Here is a 20161-nt window from a genome sequence, read left to right as displayed (position 1 = left end):
TGCCGAGCAGACGCGAACTCGGGTGATGTGGTCACACATCACCCGAGTTCGCGTCTGCTCGCGGGGTGGTGGTCAGCTGTGCAGGTGCCGCTGGAGCCGGCGGGCCGCAGCCGCCGACGGCGGTGCGGTGGTGGGACGCAGGGCCGCGGTCACCGCGGCCCGCACCGCGGGGGTGTCCAGATGCATACCGATGGCCACCAGGCAGTTGGCCGGGGTGCGTGAGGACGCCCGGGCGACGTGCACCGCCGAACCGACGACGTTGACGTCGAGTCTGCGACGGGCCGAGCGCTGTCGCACGGCGACGGTGCCCTTCATGCGGTAGACGCCCGGCGGCGGGTTCTCCAGGAGCTCCACCAAGGCCAGGGGGTCCACGTCGCCGGAGCTGGTGACGGTGACCGCATCCGCGTGCACGTGGTCGTGTGTCTGCGTCTCGGCCTCGAAAAGAACATCGCGAAAGGACAATTGGCCCGACTCGTCCTGTGCCGAGGCCACGTCGTACAGCAGCGACGGATCGATCCGCCCATCCACGGCGCCCACCACCTGAGCGCGCGGGTTGCGTTGACGCACGCGGGATTCGATGTGCCGGACCACCGCGTCCCGATCCGATTCCGGGACCAGGTCCAACTTGTTGACCACCACCAGGGTGGCCGCGCCGTAGCGGGCCGGCGGGATACCGCCGTCGTCCACCCGGTCGGCATGGTTCACCGCGTCCACCACGTCCACCACGCCGCCGTCACGGACCCCGCTCACCCCACTGAACCCGACCATCCGCGCGATGGACACCGGATCGGCCAGGCCGCTGGCCTCGACGATGATGGCGTCCAGCCGCAACTTCGGATCGGCGAGACGGGCCAGTGCCGCATCCAGTTCACCGTCGTCAGGTAGGCAACAGATGCAGCCGCCCGCAATCGACGCGGGTTCGTCCACCTGGCCGCTGACCAGCCCGGCGTCGACGTTGATGTCGCCGAAGTCGTTGACCACCACACCTATCCGTGCGTGCGGTGTCCGCAGCACGTGGTTCAGCAGGCTGGTCTTACCCGCACCCAGGTAGCCCGTGACGGCGATGACGGGGATCGGTGGCACGACCGGGCACTCTACCGCTGCCGCTGCGGCCGCCGAGACCCCCCGTCGGCCGCTGTGCGACGATGCGGAAATGAGCCAGCCCCGCTTCCACTTCCAGCGTCTCGACCAGGACCGCTTCCAGCCCACCGAGTACGCGCAGAGTCACTGGGGCCCGGATCACCTCAACGGGCCCGCTGTGGTGGGGCTGGCTGCGCACGTCCTGGAGGGGTGCTACGGCCTCGACGAGTTCCTCCCCGCGCGGCTGACCGTGGACCTGTTCAAAGCGGCCCGCGGGGTACCCACCATCGCCAAGACCGAGCTGATCCGCGACGGTCGCCGCGTGCGCAACTCCGAGTGTGAACTGACCCAGGACGGCGTCCCGGTGGCGCGTGCAGTGCTGGTGCAGTACCGCCGGGCCGAGGCGCCGCGCGGCACGGAGTGGGTGCGGCCGTCGCACTTCAGCATCCCGCCGCAGCTCGACGAGGCGCCGGGGATCAACATCGGCAGCGACGCGCTGGGCTGGACTTCCGCCATCGCCGATCATCAGAACGCCGACCGCAAACGCACGTTCAATCGCACCATCGACGTGGTGGACGACGCCCCGAGCTCACCGTTCGTTCGGGCGGCGATGACCGCCGAGGGCACCAGCCTGGTGACCAACCTGGGCACCGCCGGAGTGGGCTACATCAACGGCGACCTCACTGTGGCGCTGTCCCGGCTACCCGTGGATGACTGGATCGGACTGGAGGCCGATTCGCACTGGGCTGCCGACGGCATTGCGGTGGGCGCAGCCACCCTGTTCGATCGGGACGGTGCCTTCGGCACGGGTCTGGTGACCGCGGTGAGCAATCCGGGCGCCCAGATCGACTTCGCCGACGACCCCTTCCCCACTCGGACCCGCTGAACTGCCGGTTTTCCCAGGGGCAATACCGTCGCAACATCGCATCGGTAGCTTCGGGCGGACCGACGACACGGAGGTCCGATGAACGAATTCGCCCGCAGTGCAGCAACTACTCTGCTCCACGGGATCGGTAGGAGAGATTTCGTCCGCGTTGTCGCGGCAGTCGGAGCGGGCGCGTCGGTGGCGACGGCCTGCGGGTCCGGGAGTTCCAGCCCCGGTGCGTCCCCTGCGGCCCCCGCCGGCGGGACCGAGGGTTTCACCGTCCTGCAACCCGGTCAGGGAGACGTCAGCGGAGATCACTACCTGCAGTCGCTGCCGGATGAGGTGTTGTGGGGGTATGTCCCCAATGTGCATGCAGCGCCGGTGATGACGATGCGCAGCGGTGAGACCGTGACCGTCGACGCGGTGTCCCACGAAGGCATTCTCGAAGACCAGGGCCGCAATCCGGTGGAGTACTTCGGAGCCCAGGGCGTGGCCGAAGGTGATGTGCTCCAAGACGCCATCGACATCGCCGCCGACTACGCCCGGACCCCGCGCAATTTCGACAGGGACGGCCCCCACGTCGTCACGGGTCCGGTGTTCGTCGAAGGTGCCGCGCCCGGTGATGTGCTGAAAATCGAGACGCTGGAGGCGGTTCCGCGGGTGCCTTACGGGGTGGTCTCCAGCAGGCACGGCAAGGGAGCGCTCGGGCGCACGTCCGGCGGCGCCGCGCCGGCGGGGATCGTCGATGCCGAGGTGATGCCCCCGATCGCCACCGACGGCCGACCCAGCCCGGACCCCACCGCGTACGGCAACGTCTCGACCTTCACCGCCGTCGAGGACGGTCACGGCATCATGAGCTACGGCAACGCCCAGGTGCGGTTCCCGCTCACCCCCTTCATGGGGATGATGGGCGTGGCTTTCTCTCCGGACACCGATCCCGTTGCTGCCAGTGCCAATTCGATACCTCCGACGCTCGGTGGTGGCAACATCGACATCAAACTGCTCGGTGAGGGGTCGACGTTCTACCTCCCCGTGTTCGCCGAGGGCGCGCTGTTCTATGTCGGCGATCCCCACATGGCGATGGGCGACGGCGAGGTGGCGCTCACCGCCATGGAGGGCTCGTTGCGCGGCACCTACCGGCTGACGGTGTGCAAACCCGGATCCGGTGACGCGCCGTCGGTGGCTTACCGGTACCCCTTCGCCGAAACCGCGGACGCCTGGGTGCCCATCGGTTTGTCCGACCCCGACGGGTCGATCAATGAGCAGGGCAGCGACCTGGACATCGCGATGCGCCGTGCTGTGGTCAACGCGCTGGACTTCCTGGAGCAGGACCAGGGCATGGACCGGGCCACGGCCTATGCCTACCTGTCGGCGGCGGCGGACTTCGCGGTCTCGCAGGTGGTGGACCGGACGGTCGGGGTGCACGGGCAGATCTACAAGTCCCACTTCGCCGGCTGAGCCGGCTTCTGACCGTCGGTAGTGTCGGTCAGCGTGGCCGCGACGACACGCTGGATCGGTGATCCCACCTGGCTTGCCGAGGTGCTACGCGCCGAGGGGGTTGACCTGGTGGAGTACCCCGGGTGGCGCATGCGGGGTCACGGCGACTTCAAAGACATCCGTGGGGTGATGGTGCACCACACCGGTTCCGACACCGCCACTGCGGCCGCCATCGCCGGGGGCAGGCCGGGTCTGGACGGACCGCTGTCCGCCCTGCACATCGCGCGTGACGGCGTGGTCACCGTGGTGGCCGCCGGGGTGGCCTGGCACGCCGGTGTGGGGATGTACCCCTGGTTGCCCACCAACATGGGCAACTGGCACACCATCGGGATCGAGTGCGCCAACAGCGGTACGGCGCCGTCGGCGTCACATCGCCACAACTGGCCCGAGACGCAGTACACCGCGCTGGTGCGGTGTTGTGCGGCCATCCACCGTCGGCTGGGCCAGGGGTCGTCGCGCACGATCGGGCACAAGGAGTATGCGGGCCGCGCGCAGGGCAAGTGGGACCCCGGCGCCATCGACATGGACACGTTGCGCGCGGACATCGCACGACGAATCGGTGCGCTTGTCGATCCCGCGCCGACGCCCCGGCCCCCGGTTCCCGTGGGGGAGTACGCCGACGTGCTGTTGTTCCGCGGTTCGACGGGCCCACAGGTGGCCGAACTGCAGCGCAGGCTCAAAAACGCCTACGCGCAGTACGCCGGCGAGCTGCAGATCGACGGCATCTTCGGCCCGCAGACCGAGGCCGCGGTCCGCGAGTTCCAGCGCCGCACAACAGGACTGAGAGCTGACGGAGTGGTCGGCCCGGCGACCGCCGCCGCGCTGCGGCTGCGGCTAGTCGATACGACGGACTGAGTTGCCGTTGCCGGACTCGGCGACCTGCGGGTCACCGTCGCGGTAGGTGAGTACGTTGTCGAACCCGGAGACGGTGATGCTGCCCGTCCCGGCGACCCGGACTTCGTTGCGCACCCCCGAAACCCGGACCTCGGCACACATCCCGGTCAGTTCGACCACATTGTCGACGCCGCTGATGCTGACGGTCCCGCCGGCGCACTCGAGGCGCCGATCCATGCCCACGCCGGACACCGAGACCACGTCGCCGGGGCCCACCGGTACGTCCGGCGCCACCGGTGCGCCCACGTCGGGACGATCGGGAATGACGATCGGCGGGATCTCGATGTCGATCGACGGCGCCGCCGACGGGGTGGGGTCGAACGAGTCGACGAACGACGAGACGTTGTTGAACTGATTGATGAACCACAGGGCACCGCCGGTGATCATCGCGCCCACGATCAGCATCACCCCCACCCCGACCAGCGTGGCCACCTTGGCGCCCGCCCCCGGGCGCCGCCCGGGGGCGGGCATCGGCGGGCCGTAGCCGACCGGCGGCGGCATCGGCGGCAGGGGTCCCGTCATGGGCGGGGGCGGCGGGTAGGGGTCCTGGTACGCGGGATACGGCTGCGTCGGCGGCGGGTAGGGGTCGGCACCCGGTGGCTGGGTCCCGAGCTCAGACGCCCGCGCCCGGTCGGACAGCGGGCGTTCCAGGTCCCTGATGCGGGCCTCCGGATCGTCCTGCGCCTCCATGCGCCGATGCTCCCACACCGCGGCGCCGCGGGAGCGTCATCGCGCGCAGTTCAGGGACACCGTGATGGTGCGTCGCTCGACGTCGAAGACGTTGTTGTCATCGTCGTCGAAGTCGATGAGCGAGCGCTGCACCCGCGGGTTGCGCACCGACGTCACCTCGCACTGGTCCAGGGGGGCGCTGCCCACCCGGTCGACCTTGACGTCGAAGCCTTGAGCCTCGAGCAGCCCGATGGTGGTCGAGGCCGAATCGGCCGCATGTGCAAGGGGGGCTGCCAGCAGTGCCGCGGACGCGGCGACGAGGGCCAGGCCGGAAACCGAGACCATCTTTTTCATGGTGAAATCCTCTGTGTAGGAGCCGTTGTCGGCTCACGGTTGATGATCACCATGGTGTCGGCCCGGGCAGTCCGGTGCTTGGAGGCAGTGTGGAGATTGCCTGGAGATCCGGGGCGGAGCGCGGTCAGGCGGCGGCCGGCTCCGCGGGAGCATCGGAAGCGGGCTCGTCGGCCTCGTCCTCCGCGTCGGCCTCGTCCTCCGCGTCGGACGCGTCCGATGGATCGGGCTCGTCGACGGAGGCGTCCTCGGAATCGTCCTCGTCCTGGGTGGTGCCCTCGTCGGTGGTGTCGTCGGTCTCGTCGGCGTCGTCTGCAACCTCCGGCTCGGACTGCCGCCGACGGTCCCGCTCGGGTACCGGTGCGGGTTCGACATCGGAATGATCTGCAGCAGAGGACATCTGCTGGACCTTTGGTTCAGGTTCGCGCGGCGGCTCGCCCTGGCGTGACGACGGCGCCACCGCGGCGGCGCGGGCATCGCGGAGGCCCGTGCTCACGGCGGTGACCAGATCGGTGGTCAGGCGCACCGGATCGACACGGGGCAGCAGGCCGAATCCGCTTGCGCGACCATATCCCGCACCACGGTCGTAGCCGAGCTCGACCAGCACGCGCAACGTCGGTTCCATCAGCGCGGCAAGCGGTTCGGTGACGGCGGTGGCGTTGTGGTCGACGCCGAGCTGACGCAGCGGCGCGAGCAGCGGCAGGCGCTTGGTCGGGATGGTGATGTAGGTGGTGTCGCCGTGGATCTGCTGGTTGGCGGGATCCTGCATGGCGGCCTGTAACTCGGCTTCGGTGTATCCGTTGCGGTTCAGCAGGTAGTCGCCGTGGATATCGATGCCGATGATCGAGTTCAGCAGCGCGAACAGGTTCAGCGGGTACTTGGGGAAGTCTGCGGCGATGTCGTACTGGAAAGCGATGTCGGTGGTCGGCATACCCGCGTCGGTGGGGGTGCCGCCACTACCGGTGAACTCCAGAACCGGGATGGTGAGAGGCGCGAACCGGGCCAGCAATCCGCCGTTGGGTCGGTTGGGGTTGCCGATCAGCACGATCTGGACCTGGGCCGGCATGCCCTCCGGATGCGTGGCGAGCTTGCGCTTGACGAAGGTGACCACCGTGGCGCTCTGCGACGCGCCGAACAGCACCACGGGTTCATCCGGGTCCTCCAGATACTGCCGCCGCAGCGCGGCCTCGAGGTTGACCACACCCTCGGCCACCGAGCGGTCATACTTCTGCCCTTCCAGCCCGCCCCATTGCGGGAAGGGCCAGAATTCCGCCGGATACACCACTCCCGTGAGGTCGCAGTCAGTCGCCGAGCACGCGGTGAAGGGGTCCAGAAAGGTCGTGTGCACGTCCGGCAGGTAGTCACCGAGCTTTTCCGGGTCGGGCTGGTCGGTGCCACCCATCACCAGCGCGCTGACCGCGGTGGCCGTCGGCGGGGTCACCACCGGCGCGAGCGTCAGCGCCGCCACCGTGGCCAGCGCCGTCAGGACTCTGCGTCCGGCCATCTTCACCTCCCCGTCTCGGTGGAAACATCCTGTCAGCAGCGGCTGCTCCGAGGCGCCGTTTCGCGTGCCCAGGTCAGATGAGATCGTTTGCCATTCTCGAGCCCCGGCTACGAAATCCGTGACTGCCGGCGGGGCGGCTGCACCTCGGAACGGACGGAGCGGCGGGGTGGGGGGCTGTGGCCTGCGGACTCGACCGCCCGCAGGTCCGTGCCCCGGCACCGAACCGAGGTACGGATTCCGTCGCCTCGCAGTCGCCGAGGCAGCTGCAACTACAGCGAACAACCGCCGCGGCCCGCCGATCCCCGGTGTGATCCCGACGTCTGTGTCACGGCTGTGTTACGTCACTCGCCGTGATTAGGCAGGGGACACGCGGGCAACCGGCCCTGTGATTTGGACCTCATTTTATTCGTCAAGCTAAGAATTACATAATTAAGAGTAGTCCAAGAATTCAAATCAGCTCATTCGCTGTCAGATCAAAAAATACTGTAAAAGACGTGTTATGAAGGTTGCTGTTGGCGCAATTTTCGACTGCCGGCGGATCGTATGTGAGTAGCTGCTGAGGTAATGTCGCTACTTCGCGCCGCAGTTTTGGCAGGAACCAGAATTGCACTGTTTCGCGCGGTTACACTCGATCCGAGTCAGTGTCGCATGGCGCTGAGAATAGACGGGAACGCGTCGGTACCGCGGCCGTCAGCAAGGGAGGTCGGCCAACATGGCAAACAAAGTGGCGAATGTGGACGATGTGACGGATGCGATCAACGGCGTCGCTGTGCTGGACCGCGCTCAGCACCGGGTGCCCGGATTCGGTGGGGTGCCGGCGAAGCTGCTGCACAGCCATTTGCATCGTGTGCCCGCGGTGGCCGCCGAGGTCGACGACTCTGTGGTGAGGGACAGCACACTGCGGTCCGGCGACTTCGCTGCGGTGGGCATCTCGGCAGTGGGCTCGGGTGCGATCACCGCGATGGCGGTCAACCCGTTCGACGGACGCGTGTTCGTGGCCGACTACGCCGGCGACGCCGTGAAGGTGCTCGACGGTCGGACTCTTCGGACCGCCGCCGTCATCGACGAGGTGCCTGAGCCCTACGCGCTGTCGATCGCGCGAGGCCGCGCCTACGTCAGTGCCCTCGACTGTGGAAACGACGTACTCGCCGTGCTCGACGGTGAGTCCATCCTGGACAGCCACGCGCTGACCGACAGCGTCGCCGACCTGGTGGCCGACCGCGAAGGACGTTCGGTGTACGTCGCGCGCACCAGCGACACCGGCGTGGACGTTGTGGTCGTGGACACCGCATCGGGCATGCAGCGCAGCGTGGAGCTCGCCACCCGATCCGGCGAGGTCGCCACCACCGTGCGACTCAGCGGTGACGGCCGCTTCCTCGTGCTGGCCACCACCGATCAGCTCGGCGGCCGCCTGGTGGTCATCAGCACCGCTGACCTCTCGGTGATCGACGCCCTGACCGTGGCGGAACCGGTGCGCAGCCTCGCTGTCAGCCACGACGGTGCCACCTTGTGGGTCGCCACCGACGACGAGGCCGCCGGCGGACTGGTCGACGTGCTCGACATGCGGTCACACCGTGTGATGCGCACCGTCGCTGTGGACGCACCGGTACGACAGCTGATGCTCAGCGCCGCCGGTGACCGGGTCTACGCCGTCACCGCCGATGCGGTGTCCGTGGTGTGCACCGACAGCCACACCGTGGCCGACGTCATCACCACCGACTCCGCGCCGTCCTGTGTCGCCGAGAGCGGAGACGGGAGCCTGCTGTACGTCGCGGGCTTCGACGGGCGGGTGGCGCTGTACACGGTGGCACCGGCCACGCCGCCGGCGCTGGCCAGGATGAACACCCCCGAGGCGCTGGCCGGACCCGCCGTGCGCGAGTTGGAGCGCGTCTGACGCGCGTCCGCTAGGTGCAGTTCAGCGAGACGGAAATGGTCTGGCTGGTGATCACCCGGACCGCTCCGGGCTCGTCGTCGCCGACCACGCCGACGTATTCGCTGTTGGTCTGAGGGTTGCGCACGTTGGTCACCACGCAGTCCGACAGCGGGCCTGCTCCCACCCGGTCGATGTTGACGGTGTAACCCTGCGCTTCCAGGTTGGCGATGGTCTCCGCGGCCGTCATGTCGGCAGCCGCGATTCCCGCCGGAGTCACCAGCACGCCCGCTGCCGCCCCCGCCACGACGATTGCTCTTGCGGTCCGCATTCCCATCTCCTCCTGCTACACCCCGGCCCTGGCTTTCGACGGTACATCGCCGCGGGATGGCACAACGTTGCTCGTCAGGCGCTGCGCGGGGCGTACATGATGACCGCGACCCCGAGCAGACAGATCAGCGCGCCGGTGACATCCCAGCGGTCCGGGCGGAATCCGTCGAGCGCCATGCCCCACGCGAGGCTGCCCGCCACGAACACCCCGCCGTAGGCGGCCAGGATACGCCCGAAATTGGCGTCGGCCTGCAGGGTCGCGACGAAGCCGTAGATGCCCAGTGCGGCGACCCCCAGGCCGATCCACACCCAACCCCTGTGCTCGCGGACGCCCTGCCACACCAGCCAGGCCCCGCCGATCTCGAACACGGCGGCCAACAGGAACAACAGCACCGACTTGGTCACCATCACAGACCACGACCCTAGGGGTTTCGGCGCGTTCACAACCGCTGCGCGGTTACCAGCGCGCCGCAATCACCGGGTGGCGCGCTGGTAGGCCGTGACGACCGCAGCCCCGCCGAGGCCGATGTTGTGCTGCAGTGCGGCAGTGACGTCCGGAACCTGACGCTTGTCGGCGGTGCCTCGCAGCTGCCACGTCAGCTCCGCGCACTGGGCCAGGCCCGTCGCCCCCAGTGGGTGGCCCTTGGAGATCAGGCCGCCGGAGGGATTGACCACCCAGCGCCCGCCGTAGGTGGTGTCATTGTCGTCGATCAGCGCCGGAGCCTCACCGGGCCCGCACAAACCCAGGGCCTCGTAGAGCAGCAGTTCGTTGGCCGAGAAGCAGTCGTGCAGTTCGATCACCTGGAAGTCGGCGGGCCCGAGTCCGGACTGCTGGTAAACCTGCTGCGCCGCCTGCACATTCATGTCATAGCCGATGATGTTGGCCGCGCTGCCGTCGAAGGTGCTGGCGAAGTCGGTGGTCATGGCCTGCCCGACGATCTCCACCGCCTGGTCGGCGAGTTCGTGCGCGGCCACGAAGTCCTCACTGGCCAGAATGGCCGCACCCGAGCCGTCCGAGGTGGGGGAGCACTGCAGCTTTGTCAGGGGATCGGAGATCATCCGTGCGCCCAGGATGTCATCGAGGGTGTATTCGTCCTGGAACTGGGCGTACGGGTTGTTCACCGAATGCTTGTGGTTCTTGTAGCCGATCTTCGCGAAATGCTCGGCCGTGCTGCCGTACTTCTTCATGTGCTCGCGGCCCGCTGCGCCGAACATCCACGGCGCCACGGGGAATGCCATCTCGTCAACCTTGCTCAGTGCCACGATGTGGCGCATCAGCGGCGACTCGCGGTCGTCTGCGCCGCCGCCGAGCGAGCCCGGTTGCATCTTCTCGAAGCCCAGCGCCAGCGTGCACTCGGCGAGCCCGCCGCGGATCGCCTGCGCCGCCAGGTACAGCGCTGTGGAGCCGGTAGAGCAATTGTTGTTGACGTTGACGATCGGGATGCCCGTCATACCCAGCTCGTAGAGCGCCCGCTGGCCCGAGGTCGAGTCCCCGGCGCAGTAGCCCACATACCCCTGCTGGATCTCGGTGTAGGCGATGCCCGCATCGTCGAGCGCCCGGGTGCCGGACTCCTTGGCCATCTGCGGGTAGTCCCAGCCTTCGCGGCGGCCGGGCTTCTCGAACTTGGTCATACCGACACCGATGACGAACACTTTCTTGGCCATGGCGAGAAACATACAGATCGCGGGCGGTTTGGTGTAGATCTAAATAGAACGTGTTCTAGTCGAGGTGCGGGAGGCTGGCGATGTCACTGAAGGTCGTGCAGTGGGCCACCGGCGGTGTCGGGGTCGCAGCCATCAAGGGGGTGTTGGAGCACCCAAATCTCGAACTCGTCGGGTGCTGGGTGCATTCGCAGGCCAAGGCCGGCAAGGACGTGGGGGAACTCCTCGGAACCGCGCCGCTGGGTGTGACGACCACGGACTCCCTCGATGACATCCTGGCCTTGGATGCCGATGCGGTGATCTATGCACCGCTGCTGCCCAACCCCGACGAGGTGGCCGCGCTGCTGCGCTCGGGCAAGAACGTCGTGACACCGGTGGGCTGGGTCTATCCGAGTGAGCGCCAGGGCGCCGATCTGCGGGCCGCGGGCGAAGCGGGCAACGCGACCCTGCACGGTACCGGCATCGCGCCCGGGGGGATCAGCGAGAAGTTCCCGTTGTTGCTCTCGGTGATGTCCACCGGCGTGACATTCGTTCGCGCCGAAGAGTTTTCGGACCTGCGCACCTATCTCGCTCCGGACGTGGTGCGACACGTGATGGGCTTCGGCGACACCCCGGAAAAGGCGCTGTCGGGGCCCATGCAGAAGCTGCTCGACGGCGGCTTCATCCAGGCGGTGCGCATGATCGTCGACGAGATGGGTTTCGCCGCCGATCCGAAAGTGCGTGCCACACAGGAAATTGCGGTGGCCACCGCCCCCATCGCGTCGCCCATCGGCACCATCGAGCCGGGTCAGGTGGCCGGGCGCAAGTTCCACTGGGAGGCGTTGGTGGGAGACCGCCCGGTGGTCCGGGTGACGGTGAACTGGCTGATGGGCGAAGAAAATCTGGACCCGGCCTGGAATTTCGGCGTCGAAGGCCAGCGCTACGAGATGGAGGTGCGGGGCAACCCCGATTTCACCGTCGTGGTCAGAGGCTTCCAGTCCGAGTACGGCGCCCAGGATGATGGCGTCGAGGCCGGTGTGGTGGCCACTGCGGCGCATTGTGTGAACTCCGTCCCCGCAGTGTGCGCCGCCCCGCCCGGCATCGCCACCTACTTCGATCTGCCCTTGTTCTCGGCCAAAGCCGCTCCGCAATTTCGCCGTGGTTGAGGTGGTTTTCGACGGGTATCCGCCCCGACATGACTTCCACACGTTGGGGTTGGACGCGTCATCTGGCGGTGCTCGGTGGCTTCGAGATGCTGTTCGTGGGCGTTGCAGCGATCGGAATTTTTCTGACCGCAGCTGCACTGGGCGTCATCGGGGGAGCCGTCGCCCTGGGCTTGATCGCCGTGACACTCATCGTGGCCGGCATGTTGTTGCTGCGTGCGAGCTCGAAGGGTGGCGGTCTGCTGGACGCCCGTCGCACCAAGATGCGACGGATGATCTACAAGGCCCAGTACCGACGGCGATGATCAGCTTGAAGGCGTCTGCCAGTCAGCGCCCGGGTGGGTCCTGACGTAGTCCGCCTCGATCCGGCGGACCCGTCGCCGTTCCCGGCTGAGCCAGCCGAAGCCGGCGGCCCACAGCACCACGGCGATCACCGCGCCGGCGATGCCGAGCGGCGGATGTCCCGCCGCAAAGCCGAAGATGCCGATCACCAGCGCCAGCACCCCGAGGCCGATGCCGACCAGAGCCGGGAATGCTTTGGTGTTCTTCAGGTTCTGACCCGCGTGCTTGCGTGTTGTCCGTGCATGGTCAACGGGGTCACTGGCCTTGTTACCCATGGTCGAGGGCATACCCGAGGTCGTGGTGATCTAACGATGCGGAAAACTACGGAACTGTGACACGTGGACTTGTGCTGGCCGGCGGAGGGTTGGCCGGTATCGCCTGGGAGACCGGGGTGCTGCTCGGAATCGCCGATGCGGCGCCCGACGTCGCCGCAGCGGTGCTGGACTCGGAGGTGCTGGTGGGCACCTCGGCGGGATCGGCAGTGGCTGCCCAGATCAGCAGCGGCGTGGCTCTGCCGGAGCTGTTCGAGCGCCAGCTCGCCGGGACCGTGGCCGAGATCGAACCGGGGGTCGGCATCGACGAGTTGACCTCACTGTTCCTCTCGGCCCTGGCGGATTCGGCCGGCGACGCGCAGCAGCACCTGCGGCGTATCGGCGCGGTCGCGGCCGCTGCGGACACAGTGCCGGCGGCATCCCGGCATCAGGTGATCGCCGACCGGCTGCCGTCACATGAGTGGCCGGCGCGCGTGCTGCGGTTGACCGCCGTCGACATCGACAGTGGAGAGTTGGTGGTCTTCGACCGCTCCAGTGGCGTCGCGCTGGTGGACGCGGTGGCTGCCAGTTGCGCGGTGCCGGGGGCGTGGCCGCCGGTGCCGATCGCGGGCCGCCGGTACATGGACGGCGGCGTGGCCAGCACGGTCAACATCGCTGTTGCCTCTGACTGCGACGCCGTGCTGGTCCTGGTGCCTGCACCGCAGGACGCGCCGTCGCCGTTCGGGGCAGGCGCAGGTGCGGAGATCAGAGCCTTCCCGGCCGACACCCTGGCCGTCTTCGCCGATGACAACGCGATGGCCGCATTTGGGCCCGACCCCCTGGACCCGCGGTGCCGACGGCCTGCCGCCCTGGCCGGGCGCGAGCAGGGTCGTCGCTGCGCCGAGGATGTGGCGCGGTTCCTACGACGGCAGAGGTAGGGCGTCCAGCGACGCCGCGGCCAGTTCGCGCCCGATATCGATCATCTCGGCCGCGCGATGGAATTCCAAACTGCGACAGGCGGTTCGGGGCACCTCGATCAGCAGATCGGGCGGGTAGGCGGCCAATGTGTGGCGTGCCAGTGCCGCCTGGGCGATGTCGATGGTCCGGTTCATCACCTCGAAGCTGCCGAGCTTGGGCGCCGGTGATTCCTTGGACGCGTCCACCAGTTCGTCGTCACTGGAGGTGGTGAAGCGGCTGAGCACCGAGCGCGCCGACGGAGTGTCCAGCATCGAGCGGGCCGCCTTGGTGTCCAGCAGCGCAGACGTGCTGCGCCACACCCGGTTCATCCACTCGGTGCCGGTCCGGGCGTCGGCGTCGGGCGCGGGCGGGCGGGGATCGTTGCCGGCCAGGCTGATGGCGACGGTCAGGTCCGCGTTGACGGCCGAGATCGGCGCCATGGGCAGCGGGTCGAGGATGCCGCCGTCGGCGAGCAGCCGGCCGTGCAGAACGTGGGGAGAGATGATCCCCGGGATGGCGATGGACGCGCGGATGGCCGCGTCCACCGGGCCGCGCTGCAGCCAGACCGACCGGCCTGCGATCAGGTCGGTGGACACCGCGGTGTAGGGGATGGGCAGCGCTTCGATGGTGACCTCGCCCAAGATGTCGCGCACCGAGTCCAGGATCTTCTCCGCCCGCAGCACGCCCGCAGCGCTGATCGACGGGTCCAGCAGGCGCAGCACGGCGCGCTGGGTCAGCGACAGCGCCCAGTCGGTGTATTCGTCGAGCTTGCCCGCGGCGTACACGCCGCCGACCAGGGCGCCCATCGAGGACCCCGAGATGCCGACGATCTCGTGTCCCCCGTCCAACAATTCGTGGAGCACCCCGATGTGGGCGTAACCACGAGCCCCGCCACTGCCCAGGCACAGCGCCATCCGCATGGCTCCATTGTGGCGTGGTTGGCGGCGCCGACTGCGGGTAACCCTCGTGACTGTGATCGGGAAAGTGCGTTCAGTGGTGCTCGACTGCAAGAGTCCGCGGTTGCTCGCGGCGTTCTACGCCGAACTGCTCGGTGGCGACGTGCAGGTGTCCGACGAAATGTGGGTGGTGCTCACCACCCCGGACGGTGTGCGGCTGGCGTTCCAGTTGGCGCCCGAACACGAGCCTCCGGCGTTTCCGGACCGGCGCGGTTCCCAGCAGTTCCACTTCGACATCTACGTCGAGGATGTCGAGGACGCGCAGGCAAAGGTGCTGGCGCTGGGGGCAACTCGGGTCACCGATGCCGAGGAGGAGACCGACTTCCGGGTGTTCCGCGATCCCGCCGGGCACCCGTTCTGTCTGGTGTTCAACGACTGACCACCGGTACCAGCAACCGGGGCCGGCGCCCGGCGCCCCAGTGCAGCGTGCACGTCGCTCGGGGGCCGGGTGCATACCGGGCGGGCAGCTGGCCGGTCAGCGGGTTGTGGGGCCAGAGCCAGCGTCCGGCCACCACGACCCGCAACTGTTCGCCGGTTCTGAACAGGGTGGACGATGGGCCCAACGCGATATCCACCCCGACCACCTCACCGCTCTGCAGCGGTCGCGGGGAGCTGAAGGTGGGGACTGGATCCCAAGCGGTGGAGACCGCGGTGTCGAGGTCGCGCAGTGAGGCCTTCAACCAGCCCGTCGTCACCCGGTCACGGCCGAATCCATAGGACCCTTCAAAGGGCACATAGGTTGACCCGCGCCACTTTTCCACGCCGACAAACAGATCCAGGTCGTCTGCACCTGCCACCGATACGAACAACCGCAGTGCCATCGGACCGGTCAGTTCCACATCCTCGGGCACCGTCCAGCCGAAGCGTAGACCACCGCGCCGGGTGTCGAAACCGGCGGACCCCGGGACTGCAGACGGTTGCAGGGTCAGACCGTCGGCGCCGAGGTGCAAGGGCGTCCACCGGGTGTCGGACAGCGGCCAGGCGTCTTCGGCGCGGGTGTCGACGATCTCGTCGCGGCCCGCTCGGACCTCCACCCGCACCGGTGGTAGCTCAGGATCTTCGCCGTCGCGTAGATGGCGGTTCAGGAATGCCAGCTGGGTGGCGCGGGCCTGGGAGGAGTAGAAGGTGGCCCACTTGCCGCCGCGGTGGGTGTAGAGGTGCTTGTCGCGCGAGCGGATCTGCTGGAAACCCCTGATGGAGCCCCGGCTGTGTAAGTTGTTGTCCGACAGGCTGCCACAGACCAGCGCCGGGACGTCGATGGCGGCCAGGTCCGGTGTCACCGAGTCCCAGAAGCTGTCCCGCAGGGGATGCTCGATGTTCTTCTGCCCCATGTCGTAGGTCAGGCGCGTGCCCTTCAGGCCGCGGGCCCACATTTGTACGAAACCGGTCTCCTGGATCCCGCCGGGACGCAGCAGGTCACGGTAGGGGTCGGTCATGCCCTCCCAGGGCACGATGGCGCGCAGGTGGGCGGGACGCTGGGCGGCGGTACTCCATTGAGACATGGCCAGATACGACACCCCGATCATCCCGACCCGGCCGGTGCTCCACGGCTGGGCGGCCGCCCACTCCACGAGGTCGTGGCCGTCTTGCCCCTCCTGCACGCTCAGCAGGCTGCCGGTGCCGTCGGAGGTGCCGGCGCCGCGTAGGTCGCAGTTCACCACTGCGTAGCCCTGTGCGGTCCACCATGCCGGGTCTGGCGACTCCCACGTGGTCAGGCTGGAGAACTGCACCGGGGCGGGTTGACGAAGGATGCGGTACGGGAACGGGATTCGGCCACCGGTCGGTAGCTTGTCCTTGCCGTAGGGGTGCGCGCACAGCAGCACCGGGAATGGTCCGTCACCCCCGGGTCGGTACACGTTGACCCGCAGCCGGGTGCCATCGCGCATCGGTACGGCCACGTCGTTGTCGATGACAAGGGCACCCGTCGGCACGTCGTCGATCCGCACGGTGGGCCGGATGATGCGGTGCAACCGGTGCAGCGCGTAGCGCAGCGCACCGGGGCGCCGCCAGGGTCGGTCGGGTGCGACGGCGTCGGCAGAGGCCACCCGGTCAACGTACGGCGAACCTAGTCTCAACGCAACGAGAAACTCTAGCCCTAGGATGGGACCATGGGGAAGAAGCCCGCCACGCCGGGGCCGCGTGACGAACGCGGTGTGCTGGCCGCGCGCATCATGCGGGCCGCGCGCGACGCGTTCGCCGAGACCGGCTGGGCTGGGACCACCATCCGCTCGGTGGCCAGGGCAGCGGACGTGGACCCCGCTCTGGTCTATCACTATTTCGGGTCCAAGGAGGGGCTGCTGGACGCGGCCACCACGCCCGAGCCGCGCTTTCTGGAACGGGTGGCGGCGACCTGGACGGTGCCGGAACCGGATCTGGGCAGGGCCCTGGTGGAGGCCCTGCTGGCCAACTGGGCGGATCCGGAGATCCGGAGTTTCCTGCGGGCGGTGCTGCAGACGGCCGCACACGAACCCACGACGCGGGAGAAGCTGCGTCTGGTTGTCGAACGCAGCCTGATCGGGGTGTCCCGGTTCGGAACCGATGACGACGATCGTCTGCTGCGCAGCGGCCTGATCTCATCGCAGCTCATGGGCTTCGCCCTGATGCGCTACGTCTGGGAGATCGAACCCGTGGCGTCGATGTCGGATGCCCAGGCGATCGCCGCACTGGCGCCCACGCTGCAGCGTTATGTCGACGGCGACCTCGGGTGAGGTGCTACCCGCACTCGCCGTCGGCCGCCGCCTCCACGGCCATCACCACGCCGGCCTGCTGAGCCCGGGACAGCAACGCCCAGGTGGTGCCGAAGGTGCCTGGCCCCACGGCTTCGGGCGTCTGCAGTTGCGCCAGGTACGGCTCGATGAGTTGCCGGCGATCACCGGGCTGGGTGTCCATCCACAGCGTGGCGGCGCGACAGGCCTGGCCATACTGCGATTCGGTGGCGTCGGACGGGGCGTCGACCTCGGTGGTGACGCCGCCGGGGGACACTCCCGGCGGCGAGGCTCGAGGAGGCGGCGCTGCGGTGGTACTGGATGACGCGGCGGATGTGGGCGGCGGCGGTGAGGTGGCTTGCGAGCAACCGACAGTCATCACCAGCAGTGCCGCCACCCCGGCGGACCACGGTCTCAGACCACCACGGTGACTGCACATGGAGCCCACTGTAAGTCGTGTGTCTCGCCGGCTGTCAAGGGTCGGCGCGACGACTCCGTGCACCAATGCGATAATCCACGCTACGGCAATCTTGGCAAACACTCGTGCTGCAGGACAGGGCCCTCATGTTCCGACCGAACTCGCTTGCCGGGGCCGGGGGGCGCGTTGGTGGGCACCAGGTCCGGTTGTTGAGGATCTATCTGGGCGCCACCACGTTTCTCTACGCCTATGGCGTGGTGTTCACGATCTTCCCGGTCCGCACCGACATCGCCTACGCCAACCCGGCCGGCGGCATCGTCGCGATCGTGCTGGGTGCGGCTGCGCTGGCTCAGCTGGCGGTGTGGCCCCGTCGGCTCGCCTTCGCGACCGTGGCCTCGATACTGGCAACGCCGGTGGTGATGGCCTTCCACGTCACCCTGACTGCGGAGTACATGTGCCTCATCGCGCCGATGTTCCTGGCCATGTACCTGCGGGCGTTCCACCGGCCGGGCCGCGCGTGGCTGATGATCGGCTGCCTGACCGTTGCCTGCGTGGTGGCGGTGGTGATGGCGCCCGCGCCGCACGTCGGTGTGATCACCGTCCTTATCATCATCGTGGCGATCATCGGGGCCGCAGAATCGTTCGGGCTGCTCATGCGTGCGCTGTTCGCCGACTCGTGCTCCGACCCGATGACGGGTCTGCTGAACCGCGCAGGCTGGGAGATGGCCACCGCGGAGCTGGTGACGCGCGCGCGGGCCACCCGTGCGCCGGTGACCGTGGTGGCGCTCGACATCGACGGGCTCAAGCGACTGAACGACACCTACGGCCACGACGCCGGTGATCGCCGGATCCTCGACTACGCACAGACGTGGCGACGGGCACTGCCGCGGGGCGCGGCCTTGGCCAGGCTCGGCGGGGACGAGTTCGCGGTGTGCCTGATCGATGACAAACCCGAGATCGTCGCCGACTTCCTGGGCGTCCTGCGGTCGCAGACCCCGGACGCCAGCGTGGGCACGGCCACGTCCGCCGAACTCGGCATCGCCGACCTGTATGCGCGTGCGGATGCCGAGCTCTACCGTTCCCGAGGCCGCCCACTCACCCGCCGCACCGATCACGACGTCGTGCCGAACAGCGGTTTTCCAGAATCACGGTGAGGCTATGTGGCGGCGGTGGCCATGTCCGGCCCATCCGTGTCACACTGGTTCCGTGATGAAGCGCATCGGTTGTCGGGAGTGTTGTCAGGCTCGCTGAGCCCGACCACGTCCTGTCCCGCTTCATTCCCCCGAAAGCCACTCATCATGACCGCTGTTCTCCCGTCGTTGCGCGCGTCCGACATCCCATCCGTCTCGGGGCCCACACGGCTGCGACTGCCCGATCTGCTGCACGTCACCGATCGCACCGCCAACGACGTGCTCGACGGCCGCTATGACCATCTGTTGCCCGTCGGCGGGGTGCCGGCAGACCGGCGCTGGTTCACCCGCGTGCACGGTGACGACGAACTCGACATCTGGCTGATCAGCTGGGTGCGCGGGCACGCCACCGAACTGCACGATCACGGCAGTTCCCTCGGCGCGCTCACCGTGCTGTCGGGTGCGCTCGACGAATTCCGCTGGGACGGCGACCAATTGCGCCGTCGCCGACTCGATGCCGGGGATCAGGCGGCGTTCCCGCTCGGCTGGGTGCATGACGTGGTGTGGGCGCCCACCCCGATCACAGTGACCGGGCCGACGCTCTCGGTGCACGCCTATTCGCCGCCACTGAGCGCGATGTCGTACTACCAGGTGACCGACCGCAGTACTCTGCGCCGCCAGCGCACCGAGCTCACCGACCAGCCGGAGAAGCCATGAGCCACAGTCGAATCGACGCGGTGCTGGAGCAGGCCCGCGCCAAGCTGACCCGGCTGGAGGCCACCGCGGTCCCGGCGGCCCTGAACCGCGGTGCCATCCTGGTCGACATCCGCCCCGCCGCTCAGCGCGCCGCAGAAGGTGACGTGCCTGCGGCGCTGGTCATCGAACGCAACGTCCTGGAATGGCGGTGCGACCCGACAAGCGACGCCCGCATCCCCGAGGCGGTGGGCGATGACGTGGAATGGGTGATCCTGTGCTCCGAGGGCTACACCTCGAGCCTGGCAGCCGCGGCCCTACAGGACCTCGGGCTGCACCGCTCCACCGATGTCGTGGGTGGCTTCCACGCCTTGGTGGCTGCCGGCGCGCTGGTCTGACTCAGAAGTCGCCCCAGCCACCCTGGACCATGGTCTGGAATCTCCAGCCGCCGTCCGTCTTGACCAGCAGGTCGCCGTAGCGCACCGGTCGGGTGATGTCGTCGGCCGTGATGGTGGCGTCGGTGATCACGAACACCAGGTTCTCGTTGATGAAGTGCGGGGTGCGGACCGACTCCATCGTGACCTCGCCGGTGCCGCCGAGTTGCTCGGTCATCTGCGCGACAAACCGTGCCTTGTCACAGGATTCAGCCTTGCTGTCGCTGACTTCGTTGAGTGGGAACATGGCCTGATCCGCCATGGCGTCGATGTCCTTGGCGACCGCCAGTGCGTCATAGCGTGCGAACCAGTCGAGCACCGAGTTGATGTCGGCGGTGGTGGGGGTGAAAGTCATCGTGACACCTTTCTCTATACGAAGTACAGTGTACATCGTATGGAAAAGGTGGGAAC

24 protein-coding genes are annotated in these 20161 nt (G+C 68.1%); 12 read left to right on the top strand and 12 right to left on the bottom strand.

Features of this window, described 5'->3' with window-relative positions:
• Positions 1 to 72 precede the first annotated feature (72 nt).
• Complete coding sequence (locus G6N58_RS02910; RefSeq protein ID WP_115281853.1) at positions 73 to 1083, bottom strand: CobW family GTP-binding protein; 1011 nt, start codon at positions 1081 to 1083, stop codon at positions 73 to 75.
• Positions 1084 to 1153: 70 nt separating this feature from the next.
• Here G6N58_RS02910 and G6N58_RS02905 point away from each other — a divergent pair, with 70 nt between their 5' ends.
• From G6N58_RS02905 to G6N58_RS02895, 3 genes are all read left to right on the top strand, one after another.
• Positions 1154 to 1966 carry an acyl-CoA thioesterase domain-containing protein gene (locus G6N58_RS02905; RefSeq protein WP_115279797.1) on the top strand — a complete coding sequence of 271 codons (813 nt, stop codon included), beginning with the start codon at positions 1154 to 1156 and terminating at the stop codon, positions 1964 to 1966.
• 78 nt (positions 1967 to 2044) lie between these two features.
• The gene (locus G6N58_RS02900) at positions 2045 to 3403 is read left to right on the top strand and encodes an acetamidase/formamidase family protein (RefSeq protein ID WP_115279798.1); all 1359 of its coding nucleotides are present in this window, start codon (positions 2045 to 2047) and stop codon (positions 3401 to 3403) included.
• 33 nt (positions 3404 to 3436) lie between these two features.
• Positions 3437 to 4297 (top strand): peptidoglycan recognition protein family protein, encoded by an 861-nt coding sequence (locus tag G6N58_RS02895; protein ID WP_115281854.1) that lies wholly within the window; start codon positions 3437 to 3439, stop codon positions 4295 to 4297.
• On the opposite strand, the gene G6N58_RS02890 is transcribed toward G6N58_RS02895, so the two are convergent.
• The 3 genes from G6N58_RS02890 to G6N58_RS02880 form a co-directional block, all read right to left on the bottom strand.
• Positions 4277 to 5026, bottom strand: coding sequence for a DUF3060 domain-containing protein (locus G6N58_RS02890; RefSeq protein WP_115279799.1), 750 nt, complete (start codon positions 5024 to 5026; stop codon positions 4277 to 4279). The two genes, G6N58_RS02895 and G6N58_RS02890, sit on opposite strands and share 21 nt — an antisense overlap.
• A gap of 36 nt (positions 5027 to 5062) precedes the next feature.
• Entirely contained in the window at positions 5063 to 5359 is a 297-nt protein-coding gene (locus G6N58_RS02885; protein ID WP_163907859.1) for a hypothetical protein, read from the bottom strand.
• 124 nt (positions 5360 to 5483) lie between these two features.
• Complete coding sequence (locus G6N58_RS02880) at positions 5484 to 6860, bottom strand: PE-PPE domain-containing protein (protein WP_147289376.1); 1377 nt, start codon at positions 6858 to 6860, stop codon at positions 5484 to 5486.
• Between the two features lie 712 nt (positions 6861 to 7572).
• Here G6N58_RS02880 and G6N58_RS02875 point away from each other — a divergent pair.
• The gene (locus G6N58_RS02875; protein ID WP_115279802.1) at positions 7573 to 8754 is read left to right on the top strand and encodes a YncE family protein; all 1182 of its coding nucleotides are present in this window, start codon (positions 7573 to 7575) and stop codon (positions 8752 to 8754) included.
• Between the two features lie 10 nt (positions 8755 to 8764).
• Here the strand turns inward: G6N58_RS02875 and G6N58_RS02870 are convergent, their stop codons facing one another.
• The 3 genes from G6N58_RS02870 to G6N58_RS02860 all read right to left on the bottom strand — a co-directional run bounded on the left by G6N58_RS02870 (position 8765) and on the right by G6N58_RS02860 (position 10725).
• Positions 8765 to 9061: a hypothetical protein gene (locus tag G6N58_RS02870; protein ID WP_115281855.1), complete on the bottom strand. Its 297-nt coding sequence runs from the start codon at positions 9059 to 9061 to the stop codon at positions 8765 to 8767.
• Positions 9062 to 9135: 74 nt separating this feature from the next.
• Complete coding sequence (locus G6N58_RS02865; RefSeq protein ID WP_197746465.1) at positions 9136 to 9468, bottom strand: YnfA family protein; 333 nt, start codon at positions 9466 to 9468, stop codon at positions 9136 to 9138.
• Positions 9469 to 9534: 66 nt separating this feature from the next.
• Complete coding sequence (locus G6N58_RS02860; RefSeq protein ID WP_115281856.1) at positions 9535 to 10725, bottom strand: lipid-transfer protein; 1191 nt, start codon at positions 10723 to 10725, stop codon at positions 9535 to 9537.
• 80 nt (positions 10726 to 10805) lie between these two features.
• On the opposite strand from G6N58_RS02860, the gene G6N58_RS02855 reads away from it, so the two are divergent.
• Positions 10806 to 11867 carry an NAD(P)H-dependent amine dehydrogenase family protein gene (locus tag G6N58_RS02855; RefSeq protein WP_115279804.1) on the top strand — a complete coding sequence of 354 codons (1062 nt, stop codon included), beginning with the start codon at positions 10806 to 10808 and terminating at the stop codon, positions 11865 to 11867.
• A gap of 29 nt (positions 11868 to 11896) precedes the next feature.
• Positions 11897 to 12169, top strand: a complete 273-nt coding sequence (locus tag G6N58_RS02850) for a DUF4175 domain-containing protein (RefSeq protein WP_147289377.1) — start codon at positions 11897 to 11899, stop codon at positions 12167 to 12169.
• Here the strand turns inward: G6N58_RS02850 and G6N58_RS02845 are convergent, their stop codons facing one another.
• Positions 12170 to 12481: a hypothetical protein gene (locus G6N58_RS02845; RefSeq protein WP_115279806.1), complete on the bottom strand. Its 312-nt coding sequence runs from the start codon at positions 12479 to 12481 to the stop codon at positions 12170 to 12172.
• 56 nt (positions 12482 to 12537) lie between these two features.
• On the opposite strand from G6N58_RS02845, the gene G6N58_RS02840 reads away from it, so the two are divergent.
• Complete coding sequence (locus G6N58_RS02840; RefSeq protein ID WP_174904652.1) at positions 12538 to 13395, top strand: patatin-like phospholipase family protein; 858 nt, start codon at positions 12538 to 12540, stop codon at positions 13393 to 13395.
• Here the strand turns inward: G6N58_RS02840 and G6N58_RS02835 are convergent.
• A complete protein-coding gene (locus G6N58_RS02835; protein WP_115279807.1) occupies positions 13378 to 14334 on the bottom strand; it encodes a patatin-like phospholipase family protein in 957 nt (318 codons plus the stop codon). The genes G6N58_RS02840 and G6N58_RS02835 overlap by 18 nt on opposite strands.
• A 52-nt stretch (positions 14335 to 14386) precedes the next feature.
• Here G6N58_RS02835 and G6N58_RS02830 point away from each other — a divergent pair, with 52 nt between their 5' ends.
• The gene (locus tag G6N58_RS02830; RefSeq protein WP_115281858.1) at positions 14387 to 14749 is read left to right on the top strand and encodes a VOC family protein; all 363 of its coding nucleotides are present in this window, start codon (positions 14387 to 14389) and stop codon (positions 14747 to 14749) included.
• On the opposite strand, the gene G6N58_RS02825 is transcribed toward G6N58_RS02830, so the two are convergent.
• Positions 14739 to 16415: a CocE/NonD family hydrolase gene (locus tag G6N58_RS02825; protein WP_115279808.1), complete on the bottom strand. Its 1677-nt coding sequence runs from the start codon at positions 16413 to 16415 to the stop codon at positions 14739 to 14741. The two genes, G6N58_RS02830 and G6N58_RS02825, sit on opposite strands and share 11 nt — an antisense overlap.
• Positions 16416 to 16478: 63 nt before the next feature.
• On the opposite strand from G6N58_RS02825, the gene G6N58_RS02820 reads away from it, so the two are divergent.
• Positions 16479 to 17078, top strand: coding sequence for a TetR/AcrR family transcriptional regulator (locus tag G6N58_RS02820; RefSeq protein ID WP_115279809.1), 600 nt, complete (start codon positions 16479 to 16481; stop codon positions 17076 to 17078).
• A 4-nt stretch (positions 17079 to 17082) separates the two neighbouring features.
• Here the strand turns inward: G6N58_RS02820 and lpqV are convergent, their stop codons facing one another.
• Positions 17083 to 17514 (bottom strand): lipoprotein LpqV, encoded by a 432-nt coding sequence (lpqV, locus tag G6N58_RS02815; protein ID WP_115279810.1) that lies wholly within the window; start codon positions 17512 to 17514, stop codon positions 17083 to 17085.
• Positions 17515 to 17702: 188 nt separating this feature from the next.
• Between lpqV and G6N58_RS02810 the strand changes: the two genes are divergently transcribed.
• The 3 genes from G6N58_RS02810 to G6N58_RS02800 all read left to right on the top strand — a co-directional run bounded on the left by G6N58_RS02810 (position 17703) and on the right by G6N58_RS02800 (position 19714).
• Positions 17703 to 18647 carry a GGDEF domain-containing protein gene (locus G6N58_RS02810; RefSeq protein WP_232067704.1) on the top strand — a complete coding sequence of 315 codons (945 nt, stop codon included), beginning with the start codon at positions 17703 to 17705 and terminating at the stop codon, positions 18645 to 18647.
• Between the two features lie 144 nt (positions 18648 to 18791).
• A complete protein-coding gene (locus G6N58_RS02805) occupies positions 18792 to 19340 on the top strand; it encodes a cysteine dioxygenase (RefSeq protein WP_115279811.1) in 549 nt (182 codons plus the stop codon).
• A complete protein-coding gene (locus G6N58_RS02800) occupies positions 19337 to 19714 on the top strand; it encodes a rhodanese-like domain-containing protein (protein ID WP_115279812.1) in 378 nt (125 codons plus the stop codon). Before G6N58_RS02805 ends, G6N58_RS02800 begins: the two co-directional genes overlap by 4 nt.
• Position 19715: 1 nt before the next feature.
• On the opposite strand, the gene G6N58_RS02795 is transcribed toward G6N58_RS02800, so the two are convergent.
• Complete coding sequence (locus tag G6N58_RS02795; RefSeq protein ID WP_115279813.1) at positions 19716 to 20105, bottom strand: nuclear transport factor 2 family protein; 390 nt, start codon at positions 20103 to 20105, stop codon at positions 19716 to 19718.
• Between the last annotated feature and the right edge of the window lie 56 nt (positions 20106 to 20161).

Source organism: Mycolicibacterium tokaiense, assembly GCF_010725885.1.
GTDB lineage: Bacteria > Actinomycetota > Actinomycetes > Mycobacteriales > Mycobacteriaceae > Mycobacterium > Mycobacterium tokaiense.
The sequence above is the reverse complement of the archived record's forward strand: the minus strand, read 5'-3'. Positions and strand labels throughout refer to the sequence as shown.